Annotated in this window: 18 protein-coding genes; 16 read left to right on the forward strand and 2 right to left on the reverse strand. The window is 35.1% G+C overall.

Going from position 1 to position 17,947, the window contains the following annotated elements; translation table 11 throughout:
• Window positions 1-3 precede the first annotated feature (3 nt).
• From NSQ89_RS05370 to NSQ89_RS05380, 3 genes are all read left to right on the forward strand, one after another.
• Window positions 4-786, forward strand: coding sequence for an ABC transporter permease (locus tag NSQ89_RS05370; protein WP_047941579.1), 783 nt, complete (start codon window positions 4-6; stop codon window positions 784-786).
• A gap of 85 nt (window positions 787-871) precedes the next feature.
• The gene (locus NSQ89_RS05375; protein WP_082138285.1) at window positions 872-1,030 is read left to right on the forward strand and encodes a YozQ family protein; all 159 of its coding nucleotides are present in this window, start codon (window positions 872-874) and stop codon (window positions 1,028-1,030) included.
• A 139-nt stretch (window positions 1,031-1,169) separates the two neighbouring features.
• A complete protein-coding gene (locus tag NSQ89_RS05380) occupies window positions 1,170-1,877 on the forward strand; it encodes a polysaccharide deacetylase family protein (RefSeq protein ID WP_047941580.1) in 708 nt (235 codons plus the stop codon).
• A 69-nt stretch (window positions 1,878-1,946) separates the two neighbouring features.
• Here NSQ89_RS05380 and NSQ89_RS05385 read toward each other — a convergent pair whose 3' ends face one another.
• A complete protein-coding gene (locus tag NSQ89_RS05385; RefSeq protein WP_061799585.1) occupies window positions 1,947-2,975 on the reverse strand; it encodes a DUF3231 family protein in 1,029 nt (342 codons plus the stop codon).
• Window positions 2,976-3,158: 183 nt separating this feature from the next.
• Between NSQ89_RS05385 and NSQ89_RS05390 the strand changes: the two genes are divergently transcribed.
• From NSQ89_RS05390 to NSQ89_RS05440, 11 genes are all read left to right on the forward strand, one after another.
• The gene (locus NSQ89_RS05390) at window positions 3,159-3,842 is read left to right on the forward strand and encodes a response regulator transcription factor (RefSeq protein WP_061799584.1); all 684 of its coding nucleotides are present in this window, start codon (window positions 3,159-3,161) and stop codon (window positions 3,840-3,842) included.
• A 2-nt stretch (window positions 3,843-3,844) separates the two neighbouring features.
• Complete coding sequence (locus NSQ89_RS05395) at window positions 3,845-4,849, forward strand: sensor histidine kinase (RefSeq protein WP_095257719.1); 1,005 nt, start codon at window positions 3,845-3,847, stop codon at window positions 4,847-4,849.
• Between the two features lie 16 nt (window positions 4,850-4,865).
• Window positions 4,866-5,024 carry a hypothetical protein gene (locus NSQ89_RS05400; RefSeq protein WP_176474005.1) on the forward strand — a complete coding sequence of 53 codons (159 nt, stop codon included), beginning with the start codon at window positions 4,866-4,868 and terminating at the stop codon, window positions 5,022-5,024.
• Window positions 5,025-5,379: 355 nt separating this feature from the next.
• Window positions 5,380-6,063, forward strand: a complete 684-nt coding sequence (locus NSQ89_RS05405) for an ABC transporter ATP-binding protein (protein WP_047941584.1) — start codon at window positions 5,380-5,382, stop codon at window positions 6,061-6,063.
• A complete protein-coding gene (locus NSQ89_RS05410; protein WP_341132345.1) occupies window positions 6,060-8,651 on the forward strand; it encodes an ABC transporter permease in 2,592 nt (863 codons plus the stop codon). The genes NSQ89_RS05405 and NSQ89_RS05410 overlap by 4 nt, the downstream gene beginning before the upstream one ends.
• A gap of 119 nt (window positions 8,652-8,770) precedes the next feature.
• Window positions 8,771-9,004, forward strand: coding sequence for a hypothetical protein (locus tag NSQ89_RS05415; protein ID WP_341132346.1), 234 nt, complete (start codon window positions 8,771-8,773; stop codon window positions 9,002-9,004).
• Window positions 8,976-9,152, forward strand: coding sequence for a hypothetical protein (locus NSQ89_RS05420; RefSeq protein WP_176473240.1), 177 nt, complete (start codon window positions 8,976-8,978; stop codon window positions 9,150-9,152). The genes NSQ89_RS05415 and NSQ89_RS05420 overlap by 29 nt, the downstream gene beginning before the upstream one ends.
• Window positions 9,153-9,469: 317 nt before the next feature.
• Window positions 9,470-10,963 carry an aldehyde dehydrogenase family protein gene (locus tag NSQ89_RS05425; protein WP_095319870.1) on the forward strand — a complete coding sequence of 498 codons (1,494 nt, stop codon included), beginning with the start codon at window positions 9,470-9,472 and terminating at the stop codon, window positions 10,961-10,963.
• A gap of 162 nt (window positions 10,964-11,125) precedes the next feature.
• Window positions 11,126-11,644 (forward strand): sigma-70 family RNA polymerase sigma factor, encoded by a 519-nt coding sequence (locus NSQ89_RS05430; RefSeq protein ID WP_047941587.1) that lies wholly within the window; start codon window positions 11,126-11,128, stop codon window positions 11,642-11,644.
• Window positions 11,637-12,950 carry a DUF4179 domain-containing protein gene (locus NSQ89_RS05435; protein ID WP_328283103.1) on the forward strand — a complete coding sequence of 438 codons (1,314 nt, stop codon included), beginning with the start codon at window positions 11,637-11,639 and terminating at the stop codon, window positions 12,948-12,950. The genes NSQ89_RS05430 and NSQ89_RS05435 overlap by 8 nt, the downstream gene beginning before the upstream one ends.
• Window positions 12,951-13,040: 90 nt before the next feature.
• Window positions 13,041-13,313 carry a hypothetical protein gene (locus tag NSQ89_RS05440; RefSeq protein ID WP_341132347.1) on the forward strand — a complete coding sequence of 91 codons (273 nt, stop codon included), beginning with the start codon at window positions 13,041-13,043 and terminating at the stop codon, window positions 13,311-13,313.
• 58 nt (window positions 13,314-13,371) lie between these two features.
• Here the strand turns inward: NSQ89_RS05440 and NSQ89_RS05445 are convergent.
• Window positions 13,372-14,720 (reverse strand): IS3 family transposase gene (locus tag NSQ89_RS05445; RefSeq protein ID WP_095259293.1). Its coding sequence is split into 2 segments (ribosomal slippage): window positions 13,372-14,264 and window positions 14,264-14,720, totalling 1,350 coding nucleotides; the frame shifts between segments, so codons are not numbered across the junction.
• 363 nt (window positions 14,721-15,083) lie between these two features.
• Between NSQ89_RS05445 and NSQ89_RS05450 the strand changes: the two genes are divergently transcribed.
• Together NSQ89_RS05450 and NSQ89_RS05455 are read left to right on the forward strand one after the other, a co-directional pair.
• Window positions 15,084-16,091, forward strand: coding sequence for a LacI family DNA-binding transcriptional regulator (locus tag NSQ89_RS05450; RefSeq protein WP_341132348.1), 1,008 nt, complete (start codon window positions 15,084-15,086; stop codon window positions 16,089-16,091).
• 66 nt (window positions 16,092-16,157) lie between these two features.
• Window positions 16,158-17,786 (forward strand): glycoside hydrolase family 13 protein, encoded by a 1,629-nt coding sequence (locus NSQ89_RS05455; RefSeq protein ID WP_095257714.1) that lies wholly within the window; start codon window positions 16,158-16,160, stop codon window positions 17,784-17,786.
• Window positions 17,787-17,947 lie beyond the last annotated feature (161 nt).

Genomic DNA, 17,947 nt, shown 5'->3' on the forward strand with positions numbered 1-17,947 from the left:
AGTATGCGCCTTTATTTTCAATACCTTCTGCTCTTATTTAAATCACAAATGCAGTATCGAACGTCTTTCTGGCTATTGTCATTAGGGCAGTTTCTTGTGCCCTTTTCTGCCTTTGCTGGATTATATTTTTTATTTGAAAGGTTTGGTCAAATTAAAGGCTGGGATTTTTATGAGGTGGGTCTTTGTTTTGCTGTCATTCATATGGCTTTTGCATTAAGTGAATGCTTCGCAAGAGGATTTGATAATTTCTCCAGCCTTGTTGCCAGCGGTGATTTTGATAGATTGCTTGTTCGACCAAGGACGACTTTTATTCAAGTGTTAGGTTCGAAATTTGAATTTACAAGAGTGGGAAGGTTATTACAGAGTGTTATGGTTCTAGGGTGGGCATTATTTAATCTAGCAATTGATTGGAACATAATGAAGTGCATCACGCTGTTGTTAATGATTTTAAGCGGTGTTTTTATTTTTACAGGAATTTTTATTTTGGCAGCGACTCTTAGCTTTTGGACCATTCAAGGATTAGAGATTGCTAATATTTTTACCGACGGCGGCAGAGAAATGGCTCAATATCCATTAAATATTTATCAAAAATGGGTGACGCGTTTTTTTACTTTTGTTATTCCTTTTGGTACTGTCAATTATTTGCCTTTGCTTTACCTTCTTGGTAAGGGCGGCGAAGCGGAATGGTTATATATGCTAACCCCGCTTGCAGGGATTTTATTTATCCTTCCTTGTATTCTTGTGTGGATAGTTGGTGTGCGTCACTATCGGTCAACTGGTTCTTAAAATGGGATGTTTCTTAAACTCGTAATGGTGGTATAAATCTAGTAGATAAATATATGCATCATGAAATATTGGGAGGCGTTTTACAATGAATAAAGATTCAAACACAAACCCTGCAGGCAAAACTCATCAGCCTGACGAGAAGAAACAAAAGGATGAAGCTTCAAAAGGATTGAAAGAAACGCATGATCAAGCAAATGATAGTTTAACAGAGGGAACCATTGATAAGAAAAAAGACAAAGAATAACCATTTTTAAGCGTCAAGAAGATGGAGAAAACGAGGAATCGTTTTCTCCATCTTCTTTCATGTCACTAAATAATAGATAAGGGAGCAAAAAGAGGATATAATTATATCCGCAAAAGTAAAGGAAAGAAAGGCTGATGGAATGAAAAAAAGATGGAGGATATTAATTGGCTTTTTGGTTTTATTGTTTATCCTATTTGGTGCCTATCAATTAATGAACGCTCGATCTTTTCAATTATTCGGTGGATTAACAGATCATGTGAAGACAAAGAAAAAAGTAGTTGCCTTAACATTCGATGATGGACCTACCAAAAATGTAGATGATATTCTGTCCTTACTAGATGCTTACGATGCAAAAGCAACTTTTTTTCTAATTGGAAATGAAATAGAAAAAAATCCTCTTTTGGCAGAGAAAATTGCGGAAAAAGGACATCAACTTGGAAATCATACATACTCTCATGAGCGTATGATATTTAAGTCGCAAGCTTTTATAAGGAATGAAGTAGAAAAAACAAATCAATTAATTGAAAAAGCTGGTTATACAGGTGAAATAGATTTCAGACCGCCAAATGGAAAGAAGCTAGTTGGGCTTCCTTATTTCTTGAAACAAGCAGAAATAGATACGATTCTATGGAACATGGAGCCTGATACGTATTATCAGACGGCAGAAGACAAGATAAACTATGTGAAAGAGTCAGTAAAGCCAGGTTCCATTATTTTGATGCACCCAATGTATGATAAGACAGGGCAAGAACAAAAAGCGTTAAAAGGAATTTTAAGTACACTAACAGAAGCTGGGTATACATTTGTTACGGTTAATGAGCTTCAAGAGATGGCAGATAGCAATTAATTGTTAAATAGCAAATAGAAAAAGGTATGTGGATTTTAGCCAGATACCTTTTTTTATGAATGAAATACCTTAGCTTTCACGTTTCACTGCAAAAGGTGGTTGCTCCATCCAGCCATTTTTAATCATAATTTTAGCAGCATCTTCTGTAAATAAACCTATCTGTGTTAATGCTCTTGTATACATAAAGGCAATATCATGCCGACCATTTACAGCTATTGAGTTACCAAAGGATCTAATTTTCATCGAAAACATATCCATTTTATGAAATAACATTATTTTATCCGAAAAAGGAGAAACAGTTGATGTTGTAATTAAGTGATCAAGAAACGATGGTGTTGGTAAATGATCATTATGTAGTTTTTCCATATACTGTTCAACATGCTTATCGGTAAAGTTCTTTCCTCTAATAAAGAGTTCCCGAATCTCTTCTTGTTGGACAACTTGACTAAATGCCATAATCAATGCTTTACTCGCTACATTGTTCTCGATATTATCGTAAAGATGTGCTATTTCTAATGCATGTAATGATCTTACATGTCCAAAATAACCATTTAAAAAATCCTTTTGAACAAACATTTGACTTTCAGGAATGGGAATAATAGGCGGTTTACGGGTAAAGCCCTTTTTCATTAATATTTCCTTAATTTGCTCTATTAAACGTACGGTAGAACTCATACAATATTGGAAAAATTCTTTTACATCCTTTCGAAAAACAAGGGGAATAGCTACGTTATAAATGCTTATTCCAGCCTTAGCGGCATACTTAAGATAATGAACATAGTATTCATCTTCAAACAAACGAGGTGCATGAAGGTTTACATCTTCTTCTAGGGAAAAACCTTTTGGCAATGGAAAATTCTCCTTTGAAAGTATTTCTGCTGATATAGATAAAAATTCTGTGCTCAACTTTAAGGCATTTTTCAATAGCTTTTTAATATCAGAATCCTCGACATGCTGAAGGAAATAATGGAGAAAACATTTTGACATGCTGTTGCCCATATACGTTGCCCAAAGTTTACCTAATTCTGCTGATGTTAGCTTTTCACTTAGGTCAGTTTGTTTTAAATCTATATTCAATGGTTTTGGTTTCGCGTCCATCTCAAAAAACTCCTTTAGTTGGTTTTGTTTTAGTATTCACAGACATATTTAATCGTATGCTAAATTTACCTATTAATATTGAATCAATTTTTTAGCTTTTTCCTTTTTATAAGGGAAGACCTTTCACTCTATGTACCAATCGTTTAGAATAATTACAGAAAAGAAATATTATGGGAGTAGAAAATGAAAATACTAATAGTTGAAGATGATAAAACAATTGCTTCTGGTTTAGATTACAGTTTACAAAGTGAAAATTATGACACAATTATTTGTCATGATGCCAAAGGCGCGAGAAAAACGATAGCGGCAGAGCTTAACCATATTGATCTATGTTTATTTGACTTGTCTCTGCCAGATGGTTCTGGTTATGAATTATGTGAGCTTGTGAAAAGTAAATCAGATAAGCCCGTTATCTTTTTAACGGCATTAGATGATGAAGTTAATGTAGTAATGGGCCTTGATATGGGGGCAGATGACTATATTACTAAACCGTTTCGCCTGAGAGAGCTTCTTTCAAGAATAAAATCCGTATTGCGCCGCTACAATGTACAGCAACAAAATACTCCTTTCATCGAAATAGACGATATTCGTATTAATACATTGGAAGGAAAGATCTATAAAAAGGCTGAAGAAGTGGTAGTCACGGCCCTGGAATACCGGTTATTTCTGATATTCGCCAATAATTTAGGCCAAGTTTTAACAAGGACACAGCTATTGGAGCGAATCTGGGATGTTGCAGGGGATTTTGTTAATGACAATACCTTAACAGTTTACATTAAAAGGCTCCGCGAGAAATTAGAAGATAATCCCCAAAAGCCAACCATTATAAAAACTGTCCGTGGTCTTGGCTATAAGGTAGGTGACTAGTAATGCTTCGTAATCGTGAAGTGAAAGTAATGATGATCGTTTTAGTATGCATAAGTATCTTAGCGATTATATATGCACTGATCTCCTTTTCTTTCGCTGCAGCCGTTTATTTGTTTATCGTTATCAGCATTATTTTTATTATCTTTTTTTTATTTACAAGATTCCGTTATAAGGAAATAAAACAGCTTTCGAGCTACTTACAGCGAATAAGTAATGGAGATGAAAGTCTGGACATCCGCGATAATGTTGAAGGCGAATTAAGTATCTTAAAAAATAATATCTATAAAGTTACCTTAATGCTTTCAGAACATAGCACACTTCTTCGTCAGGAAAAATTGAAACTGACAGATGCAATTTCTGATATCTCTCATCAATTGAAAACACCGCTGACTTCCATGGTGGTAATGACTGATTTGTTAAGCAATCCCCATCTGGAAGAATCAAGAAGGCGTGAGTTTACGAATAATATCTCGATACAGCTGGAAAGAATGGAGTGGTTAGTTTCTTCTTTACTGAAATTATCGAAAATGGATGCTGGGACGATTCCTTTTAAAAAGGAAAAAGTAGTTGTGAAAGCACTAATTCATAAGGCGGTTGAACCAGTATTAATTCCGATGGATATAAAAGAACAGACTTTGCAGATTACTGGAGATGATAGTGTTACATACATAGGTGATTTTAACTGGACAGTAGAAGCAATAATAAATATCTTAAAAAATTGTGTAGAGCATACCGGAGAAGGTGGACAAATACACATTAACTTCGCGGAAAATGTCTTGTTTACAGAAATGGTTATTCAAGATAACGGCAAGGGCATCGCTAAAAAAGATTTACCTTACATTTTCAAACGATTTTATAAAGGGGAAAATGCTAGTGAAGACAGCATCGGCATCGGCTTAGCAATGGCCTATAGTATTATAAAAAGCCAGCATGGGGATATTGAAGTAAGAAGTAAGATAGGAGAAGGAACTACTTTTCATATTAAATTCTATAAACAAGTGATTTAGTGTAATTGAGTTATGAATGATAGCGGAAATTAGAATAGATGAAAAAGAGAATTCGTTTTACTGTGGGGAGGCGTTCATTGAAGGAATGAACGCCATAATTTGTTCGGCAGGAAGGGAAAGCGGCGTTCATAAAGAGGATGAAAACCAAAATTGGTTCGGCATGAAGGAAAAGTAGTGTTCATAGAGGGAATGAAAGCCAAAATTGGTTCGACCGGAAGGAAAAGTGGTGTTCATAAAGAGGATGAAAGCCAAAATTGGTTCGACCGGAAGGAAAAGTGGTGTTCATAGAGGGAATGAAAGCCAAAATTGGTTCGACCGGAAGGAAAAATGGTGTTCATATAGAGGATGAAATCCATATCTGTTCGGCAGCAAGAAAAAGTAGTGTTCATCCAAAGGAGCCCCCAATACCATCATAAATAAACACAAAAAAGCTATAACCATTTAAAGTGACTAAATTGTCACTTTAAAGTCACTCAATAGTCACTTTAGACAGTTAGACTAAGAGCATCAAGTAATTGGAGGGCGAATAAATGGAAATTTTAAAAATAGAAAATCTGTCTAAAGTATATGGAAAAGGGGAAACAGCTGTTAAAGCATTGGATAACGTATCCTTTTCTGTTAATAAGGGGGAGTTTGTAGCAATAATTGGACCATCTGGGTCAGGGAAATCGACTTTGCTTCATATGCTAGGTGGAGTAGATAGACCAACAAGTGGAAAAGTTTTTGTAGATAATACAGATATATATCAATTAAATGAAACACAATTAGCTATTTTTAGGAGAAGACAAATTGGTCTTATCTATCAATTTTATAACTTAATCCCCATTTTGTCGGTAGAAGAAAATATTACGCTGCCTCTTCTATTAGATAATCACAAGGTAGATAAAGAACAATTTAATCGCATTGTTTCGATATTAGGTCTGCAGCAAAGATTAGATCACCTGCCTAATCAATTATCAGGGGGACAGCAGCAGCGCGTATCCATTGGACGAGCACTTATCAGTAATCCCGCAATTATGCTGGCAGATGAGCCTACAGGGAATTTAGACAGTAAAAATAGTGAAGAGATTATGGAACTATTAAAAATGTTTAATAAAACCTATAATCAAACACTTATTGTTATTACCCATGATGAACGGATTGCATTACAAGCGGATCGTGTCATTTCTGTTGAGGATGGAAAAATCGCCAAAAATGAGGTGATTCGTCCATGAATATAATGAATAAACTTACTTTGAGAAATTTAAAGGAGAATAAGCGAAGAACGCTAGTGACGATTATTGGCGTTATTATTTCTGTCAGTATGTTGACAGCTGTTGCCACTCTTGGTGTTTCTTTTATTGATCTATTAAAAAGAGATACGATAGCAAGGGGCGGAGAATGGCATGCGCAGTTTATAGGTGTGAATAGCGAGCAAGCTAAAGAGATAAAAAAAGATAGCAAAATTGAAAAAGTTATCTTATCAAGTGATTTGGGTTATGCGGAATGGAAGGATTCGAAAAACGAAAATAAACCGTACTTATTTTTTAAACAATATGATGAGCAAGGATTTGAGCAATTTCCAATTCGTTTAAAAGAAGGAACGTATCCAAAATCCGCGGATGAAATTATCATATCTGATGAAATGAGGAAGAAAGGGAATAGTTCTTATGCCATCGGTGAGGAAATAAAAGTTAGTATTGGGGAAAGACATTTAAAATCAGATGGAGAAGATACGATATTAACACAAACAGATCCTTTGCAAAGGAATGAAGAAGGAGAAAAAACGGAGGAAATCCAGCAAGCAAAAGCAGCTACATTCAAAATTGTGGGGATTATGGAAACCCCATCATGGGAATCTTCATGGGCACCAGGCTATACAGTAATTAGCTATTTGGACCAAAAGGAGTTAACGACTAACAGCAGCGTCAATGCAAGTGTAGTCTTGAAAAAGGTAAAGCAATCTTTATATGAGGACTTGGAATCCTTAGCAAAGAAATTATCTATTGCCAAAGTGAATTTTAATGATGAGCTCCTGCGTTATGAGGGAGTATCTTCACATGATAATGTGCTTGTTACGATGTATTCTCTATTAGGAATTATTATACTTGTAATTGTAATTGGTTCTGTGGCATTGATTTATAATGCTTTTGCCATCAGTGTGTCAGAACGGGCAAGACATTTAGGCATGCTTTCTAGTGTCGGCGCAACTAAGAAACAAAAAAGAAATTCAGTGTTTTTTGAAGGCACAGTTATAGGAGGCATCAGCATCCCGATAGGAATCCTTGCGGGACTAGCAGGAATTGGCGCGACATTCTATTTTATAAACAAATATTTTAAAGTAGCTTTAAACACTACAGAAGGCCTGAATGTAGTAGTAACGCCTTATTCCATCTTATTTTCCATTCTGATTTCCATTGTAACAATTTTTATTTCTACCTATCTGCCAGCAAGAAAGGCATCAAAGATTTCAGCAATAGATGCAATAAGACAAACACAAGATATTAAATTAACTGGAAAAAAAGTAAAAACTTCTAAACTTGTGCGCAAGGTATTTGGTTTAGAAGCGGAAATTGGCTTGAAAAATTTAAAACGTAATAAACGAAGATATCAAACAACTGTTTTTTCGTTGGTTATAAGTATTTTGCTTTTCTTAACTGTAGCATATTTCACAGATAATATGAAAAAATCAGTTGGGCTATCACAGAAAAATATTGATTATGATATTGCAGTGTCTGCTGATTCTAATACTACAGAGGAAGAGATGCAGATTTTAGCCAATGCACCTAGTGTTACAAAAAGTAATGTAATTAAAAGCACCTATGTGAACACTTATCTTGCTGAAGATGTATTAAGTAAAAATAATAAGGAAAAAGTGAAGAAAGATAAAACTATTCTTGAGAATGGTAAACTATCATTTAATGTGAATTTCTTTGTGCTATCTGATACAGCTTTGCAGAAATATGCTAAAACTGCAGGCTTTAATTCCCAAGAATATACGAATCCTAATGTTCCAAAAGGTATTGTAATAGAGAACGTTTCTTATTTTGATCCATATGAAAAGAAATTTGTGGAAGAAAAAGTGATAAATGCAAAACCTGGTGATTATATGGATCTCTATCGCTACAATTTTGACAAGGAAAAGGATGAAAAGTTTAATAAGATTCAAATTGGTACTTTTACCAATGAAACGATAATGGGGATTGATGCTAATAGTCATGGAACAATTACCATGATTATATCCGACGAGGTAGCAAAGGAATTATTTAAAAATGAAAATATGGATATGAATTACACGCTCTATTTAAACAGCGATAATCCAGAGAAAACCCAAGAGGAATTAGAAGATCTAAAAACAAGCTCGGTCTATATCTACAATGTCGAAAAAGATCGTAAGCAATCAGAGCAGATGATTATGATGATGTCTGTCTTTATGTATGGGTTTATTACGCTCATCTCATTAATTAGTATTGCCAATATCTTTAATACCATTTCTACAAGCATTTCTTTGCGAAAAAGGGAATTTGCCATGCTGCGTTCGGTTGGAATGACCCCAACTGGCTTTAATAAAATGATCTATTTTGAGAGCATTTTTTATGGAATAAAAGCATTGATGTATGGTCTTCCAATTAGTATTGGAGTAATAGCTATCATATACTGGTCGATAAGCAATACATTTGAATATGGTTTTGCGCTTCCGTGGATGAGTATTCTCTATGTAGTTATTGCGATATTTATCATTGTCGCTTCTGCTATGCTATATTCAGTCAGCAAAATTAAGAAAGAGAATATTATCGATGGTTTAAAGCAAGAGAATATTTAATAGAAATAAAATAAGAATGAGAAAAAACTCGTCCGTTTTGGCGGGTTTTTCTCATAGGAAAAAGCAAGCAGGTAAGTGAAAAAAATATAGAATCGGTAAGTATGGTAGAGGAGGGGAATATGAAGAGAGATATTTTACAACAAAATAAAAAAGCTGGAATCAAGCAGCCCATCATTTTAACGGGATTTATGCACTACCTAGTTATGGCACGCTTAGCAAATAAAAGAAGAATGAAGGCAACAAATAAAAAATCCTTGATATCGGCTGTGGCAGCGGACATTCTTTTGCTTTATATGGCGGACAAAGGGGTTACCCAAAGTAAAAATGAGTACTTTTATAAAAGAATTGATTAAAGCAGGATTTACAATTGAATCTGTTATAGAAAGCGAGTTTTCCAAAAGCTTGGAAACGGTCGAGGCTGAAATCTCTCATCGCTATTATTCCTTATACAAAGCAAGGAAATTTCCAACTACTATGATTATTAAAGCGAGAAGAACATGACATGTGGGAAGCCGCATGTCCTTTTTAGTATTTCAAGTCTTTAAAAAAGAAAGCAAAAACTATTTCCGGCAATTGGGATTGTAACAAAAAGAAGTACAACGTTATTATTAGACATTCCTAATATTGGATTTTATAATTTAATTATCTGCTAGTTTGTTAAAGTTATCACATTGGAAGCAATCTTTGATTAATTGCATTTGTAAACGCATTCTTATAGGAGTATTGAAACCAGGATAAAAATAAGGTTGGAACTTTCCCTTTAATGTTCAGTGTAATCAATACCTTATTTTTAAATATATGAAAAAGGGGATTTGAAAATGGTAACTTCTTTAAATGCAGCAGCTGTATTGGACACAGAGTATGGTCTTTATATTAATGGACAGTGGCAAAAGGGTTCGGAAGGGAAGCTGATGGCAAGCTTCAATCCAAGTAACGGCGAAAAGCTAGCTGACTTTGTTGATGCAACCTATACAGATGTGGATCAAGCAGTGGATGCAGCAACAGAAGCTTTAAAATCCTGGAAAAAAGTAAGTTTATTAAATAGAAGTAACTTACTATTAAAAATTGCCGATTTAATCGATGAAAATGCGGAAAAATTAGCGTTAGTAGAAACATTGGATAATGGAAAACCGATAAGAGAAACAAGAAATATAGATGTGCCATTAAGTTCGGACCATTTCCGCTATTTTGCAGGGGTCATTCGCTCTGAAGAAGGAACTGCCCAAGCCTTTGATAAAGATACTCTATCTATTTCGATTAAAGAGCCGATCGGAGTTGTCGGACAAATTATCCCTTGGAATTTTCCCCTTTTAATGGCTGCGTGGAAAATCGCCCCAGCTATTGCTGCAGGCAATACGGTCGTTATTCATCCATCTTCTTCTACTTCTTTAAGTGTGCTGGAGCTGGCCAAAATATTAGATCAAGTTTTACCAAAAGGGGTAGTCAATGTAATTACTGGTCGCGGCTCTCATTCCGGGGACTATATGTTAAAGCATGAGGGCTTCGCGAAGATTGCCTTTACAGGATCTACAGAAATTGGCCAAGAAGTTGCTGTGGCTGCAGCAAAAAGGCTTATTCCCTCTACACTTGAGCTGGGCGGAAAGTCAGCAAATATTATCTTCAACGATGCGCCAATGGAGCGAGCTTTAGAAGGGGTTCAATTAGGCATCCTCTTTAACCAAGGACAAGTATGCTGTGCTGGTTCTCGAATTTTTATCCAAGAAGGAATTTATGAGGAGTTTCTTGCGAAAATGAAGCTGGCTTTTGAGGATGTAAAAGTTGGCTTGCCTTGGGAAGAAGATGTCGTGATGGGTTCACAAATAAATGAACGCCAACTAGAGCAAATTTTAGAATATGTAAAAATTGGAGAAGATGAGGGTGCTAGAGTTGTAACAGGTGGGTGCAGGCTCATAAATAACGGATTAGAAAATGGTGCATTTATGGCTCCGACGATTTTAGCTGATGCTACCAATGATATGCGTATTGCCCAAGAAGAGATTTTTGGCCCAGTTGCAGCAGTCATTAAATTTAAGACCGAAGAAGAGGTTATTGAGCTGGCTAACCAATCAGAGTTTGGCCTTGGAGGAGCGGTGTTCTCAAGAGATATTAATACAGCATTGCGTGTAGCAAGAGGTGTGGAAACAGGCCGGATGTGGGTGAATACGTATAATCAACTGCCAGCGGGAGCGCCATTTGGCGGTTACAAGAAATCAGGAATCGGCAGGGAAACATATAAGAGCATCTTAGAGGGCTATACACAGACGAAAAATATATATATTGTAACGAAAGAAGAAACAGAGGGATTATATTAAAGGGAGAGGAAGCTGTTAAGACATTGTCTTAGCGGCTTTTTTCTATGCTTGGAATTTCATGTATAATTTGCTCTTAGATAAAAAGAAATTTAATTTAGTACTTTCGTGAACTTTTTCCAAAGTAGAAAGTCTAATGTATAGGAACAAAGAGGAGGTGATTAATTGGAAGAATTAGAGATTAACAGAAAAGCTATTAAAGGAGATGATGATGCCTTTCTGGAAGTCATGCAATTACATAAAGAATCACTGTTAAGGGCTGCTTTAGCATTTCTCAAAGACGAAGACGCAGCAATAGAAGCCTTGCAGGAAGTAACCTATCGGGCATATAAAAAAATACATACCATTAAGGAACCAGCCTATTTAAAAACATGGCTGACAAGGATTATGATTAATTACTGTCAAGATCAAGTAAAGAGGAAGAATCGGATTATTTCTGATAAACAACTATATGACGTATCTGTCCACCAAAACCAATCGTTAATCGAATTAAAGGAAGCCCTTGGAATGTTATCATGTGAAGACCAGCAATTAATCTATTTAAAATACTTTCAAAATACGAAAATCAAAGAAATCGCCGCAATGGAAAATATTCCAGAAGGAACGGTAAAGTCTCGATTACATAAAGTACTGAAAACGCTTCGGCTATATTTTAAAGAGAAAGGAGCGAGTGATCATGTATGAAGAAGAGGAACAAAGATTGTCTAGGTTAAAGGCTGATTTAGAAAAAGCAGCATTACCGCTCGAAAAAGCAGAAGAAGCCATATTAAGCGGAATTTTGAAAGCTAAACAGGAAAAAAATCGGGCGAAGAAAAAACAAAAAAGATTAATCGGGCTTGCAATTGCTGCAATAATCATCATTTCCTTTGTAACATCTATTCGGATTTCTCCAACCTTCGCAAATGCTCTCTCGTCCATCCCTGGAATGGAATGGTTGATTGGTTATATTGAACAAGATAAAGGGTATTCTGCCATTATCGAAAATGATTATTATCAAAAGGTAGATGTTTCTGAGACAAAAGGTGATTTAACGTTAACGATTAACGGAGTGATTATAGATGAATCAGGAATAAATATTTTTTATACATTACAGTCTACTAAGTCTCTAACTGGTGGAAAGATAAAGGATGTTAATCTTTTTAATAAAGAAGAATTTCCTGAGCATGCACAAAGCAATAATGTCTTTTTTGCTGATGATATCGAAAATGAATTTCAGGATAAGGTGGAATACCAATTTGTTAAACCTTTTTCCTTTAAGGAATTAAAGTTTAACTTTGAATTCATTACAGTAATAGACAACAGAGAAATAAAATTTCTGATTCCTTTTGAGCTAAAGGAAAATGTAAAGAAGCAGATTACTTATCCAATAAACCAAGTGGTGGAAGTAGAGAATCAAAAAATGACGATTGAAGAAATGATTGTCTATCCTTTAAGAATTGGTGTAAAAGTAGCATTCGATCCAGCAAATACAAAGGAAATTTTGGGATTTGAAGATATGCGCTTAGAAAATGAGAACGGTGAAGTGTGGTCGTCTATTGCAAATGGAGTTGTAAATACAACTTTGAGTAAGTATGAAAAAATGTATTATCTCCAATCAAATTATTTTGAAAAACCAAAGGACCTTTATTTGCGGATCAATAAACTAATGGCGATTGATAAAGAAGAAGCGATGGTTATCGTGAATACAGAAACAAATACATTGATAAACAATCCGAAAGATGAAAGGCTAAAATTAGGGAAAACATCTAAAACACAAGTGGAATTTTCTATGGATTCGAATAGTGAGGAAGATCCAAAAGATCTCTTTAGTACTGCAATTGCTGCAGATGGAAAAGAATTATCCATTTCTAAGATAGAAAGTAGAAGCTCGCACAAAGAAATAAGTTGGATTTTATCTTTTGATAACACAATGTATAAAAATCCTTTAAAGCTCAAATTGGCTGCTTATCCAAACTATATTAAAGGAGATATAAAAGTAAAATTAAAATAAAAGGATAGGCTTTATTTAGTAAGGCAAAAAGGAATTCAAAAAAAATGAGAAACAATTTTTAGTATATAAATTAGGTATGGAGGTAGAAAAATGAAAAATAGTTCATCCATAATTTTTGGGGTAGCGATAATATTAGGTTTCACCATATTAGGTTTGTTCATATTGTCTGCATTCGGTAAAGAGTCTATAAAAGTAGAAAATGTTAATGAGGATTATAGATATGAATTAGTTCCTGCAAATGAGAATAATATTATCATTTTCGATAAAAAGACTGGTGAATATTGGAGCAAATTTATCCCAAGCAATGAAGGTCCTACTAATTGGGAGAAAGGCGATTTTCCAACAAATAATAGCAGTAAATAATAGACTAAGTGCATTGACCACCTTTCCTGATCTGAACCCAAAAAGTTAGACACGGGATTTAGGCAGCTACTAGGGCATGAGTTCGATATTGCACCGGACTCATGCCTTTTAATTTTGTCTTAATCCGTTTGTGGTTATAGTAGTGAATGTAATTCTCTAATTCTTCTTTAAAATGCTCCATACTCTCAAATTCTTTTAAATAGAGTAATTCAGACTTTAATAAGCCAAAGAAATTCTCCATGACTGCGTTATCTAAACAATTCCCCTTACGTGACATACTTTGAGTAATCTCATGTTTCTTTAAAGCATGTTGGTACTTCTTCATTTGATAATGCCAACCTTGATCCGAATGGAGGATAGGGGTGTCACCCTCTTTCAAATGCTCAAAAGCTTTGTCCAGCATTTTCGAAACAAGTAGATAAACAGGACGCTTTTCTATGTTATAAGCGATGATTTCTCCGTTGAATAAATCTAGAACGGGGGACAAATATAGCTTCTCCCCGTGTAGATGGAATTCTGTTACATCCGTTACCCACTTTTCGTTTGGTTTCGATGCTTTAAAATCACGTTCCAAAATATTTGGGGCTATTTTCCCTACTTGCCCACGGTAGGAACGATATTTTTTCATACGCACAAGACACTTTAATCCCATCTCATTCATAAGACGGCGGACTGTTTTATGATTTATTTTGATGCCTCGGTTATGTAATTCTAATGTGATCCGACGATATCCATATCGTCCCTGATGTTCATCAAAAATCTCCTGAATTAACTCTTTAACTTCCTTATATTTATCTGGGCGATCCATTTGTTTTACCCAATAGTAATACGTACTACGCGCAATACCAGCGACCTTTACTAGATCAATCACTTTAAATTCTTGCCTTAATTCATAAATTATTTGCGCTTTGTCCTGTTCTGTAGTTTTTCCTTTTCTTGAATTAAGGCATGTAACTTTTTTAAGTAAGCATTCTCCATCCGTAAACGTTCATTTTCAGCTCGTAATGCTTCTTCAGACCCTTCTACTGGTTGAGGTTTATTCGTTTCCTTTTTCATTGGTGGGCGCCCCTTTTGTGTTGGTTTCAGGGCGTCAATTCCATGTAATTCAAAACCTTTTTGCCATTTTAGAATGGTACTATGTGTTGCAATGTTAAATATTGCAGCAGTTTCCCTTATAGACGTCCCTGTCTCTCTCATATAATTCAGTACGTCTAGTTTAAACTGTGTTGTATAAGATGTATAGGGTTTTATTAAAGCATCGGCACCATGATATTCATATTGTTTTATCCAATTTAATAAGACTGTATGATGTACCCCTATGGATTTCGCAATAAATTTTACCCCCTCCGTTCCCTGTAGATAACGAATAACTGCTTCTATTTTTTCCTCTATATTAAATTTAGACATATAAAAACTGCACCTCCAACTGTTAGTTTGTGTCTAACAATTGGGGTGCAGTTCATCCTTGAGGTGGTTTTTTATTGTGCTTTTCCGTATCCTTATTGTTTTGTCGTTGATTTTATATAGTTTCGTTCAGTGTATTTCACTGTTCTTTCACGAAGATATATCTGAGAATAAAATATTAATCAAGTTTTTATATAGATAGCGTTGTCTTGCATAAATTTACCGATCTGTTTTACTGACTACATAATAGAAAAGAATAATCCCTGCTATCAAACTAACTATTTCTTAATCATTCGGGTGTTGTAAGCAGTATATTTTTATGTTATAGTGAAGGCAACGTAAACGTTTACGTAAAGGATGAAAAAAATGACGATAACGATAAAAGATATAGCAAATGCTGCAAAGGTGTCTACAGCAACTGTTTCGCGAGTTTTAAATGGAGCAGGTGGTTATAACGAAGAGACAAAGAAGAAAATCCTCCAAATCGCAGAAGAACTAGGTTATCGAAGAAATGAAATGGCGAGAAGCTTAGTAAAAAAATCTAGTAATTTAATTGGTATTATAATGCCGAGTGTATCAACCATTTTTTATGCAGATATTGTTAATGGAATAGAGAAGGTGGCACAAAAACAAGGTTTTAGTGTTATTTTATCTCATGCAGGAGTTAAAGGTAATCGTTTAATTCATTGCTTGAAGATGCTGGAAGAAAGAAAAGTGGATGGGCTTGTTATTGTATCCATTCCATTAATGGAAGACCAAATTCAAGCTATTGAATCATTGAGTATTCCATATGTGTTATTGTCAACAGATACACCGAATAAACAAATACCATTTATAAAAGTAGATGATTATGAAGCTGCTTATGCTGCTACAAAGTATCTAATAAATCATGGTCATCGAAAAATCGGCTTGGCAGGTGTTGATTACTCCGATCGAGTAGCTGGGACTCCAAGAATCGAAGGATATAAAAAAGCATTAAAAGATCATGGATTAAGCTTTTCTGCTAACGACATAAAAGCAGGAGACTATAGTTTTACGGCAGGAAAAGAAGCCCTTTATGCTTTTCGTACTGAAAAGAATGGAATAACAGCAGTATTTTGTGTAAGTGATGAGGTAGCACTTGGCATCATTTCAGCGGCTTATGAATTAGGGATAAAAATACCAGAGGACCTTTCCGTCATAGGTTACGATAATACGAGAGTTGCGGAAATGGCTGTACCACCCTTAACGGCTATTGAGCAGCCATTCCGATTAATGGGAGAGAAGGGCTGTTTCAAAATAATTGAGGCAATTCAGCAAAAGGCAGCAGTAAAAACAGAAATGCTTCCATTTAATATAGTAGAAAGAGCATCAGTAAAACATTGGAAGCATTAAATTTTTTTTAAGTTAAACGTAAACGTTTACGCTTAGACGAATAATGAATAGAAAGTGGGTAACGAAATGGAAAAGAAATGGTGGCAAACATCGGTTGTATATCAAATTTATCCAAGAAGCTTTCAAGATAGTAATGGGGATGGAATTGGCGATATAAGAGGAATCATTAATCGTTTGGATTATTTGCAAAAGCTAGGCATTGATGTAATTTGGCTAAGCCCTGTATATAAATCACCAAATGATGATAATGGCTATGACATTAGTGATTATCAAGATATTATGGATGAGTTTGGCACAATGGCAGACATGGATGAATTAATTGCTGCGGCGAATGAAAAAGGAATTAAAATTGTCATGGATTTAGTAGTCAATCATACGTCCGATGAACATAAGTGGTTTATAGAAGCAAAAAAAGGAAAAGACAATCCATACCGCGATTATTATATTTGGCGTGACCCAGTAAATGGCGAAGCTCCCAATGATTTAAAATCCACTTTTAGTGGTTCTGCTTGGGAATATGATGAAGAAAGCGGCCAATATTTCTTACATTTATTTAGTAAAAGACAACCAGATTTAAACTGGGAAAATAAAAAAGTCCGAGAAGAAGTTTGGAAAATGATGAACTATTGGTTAGACAAAGGAATCGGCGGCTTCCGAATGGATGTGATTGATTTAGTAGGAAAACAACCTGATCTCGGTATTACTGGAAATGGTCCAAAGCTTCATGATTATATCCGAGAAATGAATGAAAAATCGTTTGGCAATTATGATGTTTTAACAGTAGGAGAAACATGGGGAGCAACACCGGAGATTGCTAAATTATATTCCAATCCAGCTAGAAAAGAGCTTTCGATGGTCTTTCAGTTTGAGCATATTGGTTTAGATAAGCAAGAAGGCAAACAAAAATGGGATCTCAAGCCATTAGAAATCAATCAATTAAAAACCATTCTTGCTAAATGGCAGACTTCGCTTGGAAATGAGGGCTGGAACAGCTTATTCTGGAATAATCATGATTTACCAAGGATTGTTTCGCGTTGGGGGAATGATAAAGAATATCGGGTAGAAAGTGCAAAAATGTTTGCCATTCTCTTGCATTTAATGAAAGGAACACCTTACATCTATCAAGGTGAAGAAATCGGTATGACCAATTGCCCGATCACAGATATTAGTCAAGTAAATGATATTGAAAGCATTAATATGTATCATGAGCGATTAGCAAAAGGATATACGAAAGAGGAGATTCTTCATTCTATTAATGTAAAAGGCCGAGACAATGCAAGAACGCCTCTTCAATGGGATGATACGGAAAATGGCGGTTTTACCACAGGGACACCTTGGCTTCATGTAAATCCCAACTATACGGAGATAAATGTGAAAAATAATTTAGAAGATCCTAATTCTGTCTTTTATTGCTATCAATCTTTGATTCAATTAAGAAAGGATAACCCAATCATTGTATGGGGAGATTTCGAATTAATCGAAGATACAGAAGAAGAAATTTTTGCCTATACTCGCAAGTTTGAAGGAGAGACATGGATTGTAATTGCTAACTTTAGTGCGCAAGAAAGAAGTCTAAATATGCCTGTGTTTGGCGAGAGTGAGGATATCATCATTAGCAACTATCACCGACAGCATGCTGACTTTTCGAAATTACAGTTAAAGCCATATGAAACATTCGCCGTAAGAGTCCATTAATAATAGTAGAAAGCTGTTAACAACCAGAGGTGTTGGCAGCTTTTTTTTGTGAAATTCTGTCTTCCTAGTAAAAAAAGATATTATCAAGTTTGATAAAATAAAGTAAAATAGATAAATAGAATAGTTAATATGTTAAACAAACTACATTAGATACTACTAAT

The organism is Niallia sp. FSL R7-0648 (assembly GCF_038007005.1).
Classification (GTDB): domain Bacteria; phylum Bacillota; class Bacilli; order Bacillales; family Cytobacillaceae; genus Niallia; species Niallia circulans.

Excerpts from the sequence above, each read along its gene's own strand:
- NSQ89_RS05390 (WP_061799584.1), top strand. The coding sequence starts at position 3,159 with ATGAAAATACTAATAGTTGAAGATGATAAAACAATTGCTTCTGGTTTA.
- NSQ89_RS05370 (WP_047941579.1), top strand. The coding sequence starts at position 4 with ATGCGCCTTTATTTTCAATACCTTCTGCTCTTATTTAAATCACAAATG.
- NSQ89_RS05450 (WP_341132348.1), top strand. The coding sequence starts at position 15,084 with ATGACGATAACGATAAAAGATATAGCAAATGCTGCAAAGGTGTCTACA.
- NSQ89_RS05410 (WP_341132345.1), top strand. The coding sequence starts at position 6,060 with ATGAATATAATGAATAAACTTACTTTGAGAAATTTAAAGGAGAATAAG.
- NSQ89_RS05375 (WP_082138285.1), top strand. The coding sequence starts at position 872 with ATGAATAAAGATTCAAACACAAACCCTGCAGGCAAAACTCATCAGCCT.
- NSQ89_RS05400 (WP_176474005.1), top strand. The coding sequence starts at position 4,866 with ATGATAGCGGAAATTAGAATAGATGAAAAAGAGAATTCGTTTTACTGT.
- NSQ89_RS05415 (WP_341132346.1), top strand. The coding sequence starts at position 8,771 with ATGAAGAGAGATATTTTACAACAAAATAAAAAAGCTGGAATCAAGCAG.
- NSQ89_RS05385 (WP_061799585.1), bottom strand. The coding sequence starts at position 2,975 with ATGGACGCGAAACCAAAACCATTGAATATAGATTTAAAACAAACTGAC.
- NSQ89_RS05420 (WP_176473240.1), top strand. The coding sequence starts at position 8,976 with ATGAGTACTTTTATAAAAGAATTGATTAAAGCAGGATTTACAATTGAA.
- NSQ89_RS05380 (WP_047941580.1), top strand. The coding sequence starts at position 1,170 with ATGAAAAAAAGATGGAGGATATTAATTGGCTTTTTGGTTTTATTGTTT.
- NSQ89_RS05455 (WP_095257714.1), top strand. The coding sequence starts at position 16,158 with ATGGAAAAGAAATGGTGGCAAACATCGGTTGTATATCAAATTTATCCA.
- NSQ89_RS05395 (WP_095257719.1), top strand. The coding sequence starts at position 3,845 with ATGCTTCGTAATCGTGAAGTGAAAGTAATGATGATCGTTTTAGTATGC.
- NSQ89_RS05405 (WP_047941584.1), top strand. The coding sequence starts at position 5,380 with ATGGAAATTTTAAAAATAGAAAATCTGTCTAAAGTATATGGAAAAGGG.
- NSQ89_RS05440 (WP_341132347.1), top strand. The coding sequence starts at position 13,041 with ATGAAAAATAGTTCATCCATAATTTTTGGGGTAGCGATAATATTAGGT.
- NSQ89_RS05425 (WP_095319870.1), top strand. The coding sequence starts at position 9,470 with ATGGTAACTTCTTTAAATGCAGCAGCTGTATTGGACACAGAGTATGGT.
- NSQ89_RS05435 (WP_328283103.1), top strand. The coding sequence starts at position 11,637 with ATGTATGAAGAAGAGGAACAAAGATTGTCTAGGTTAAAGGCTGATTTA.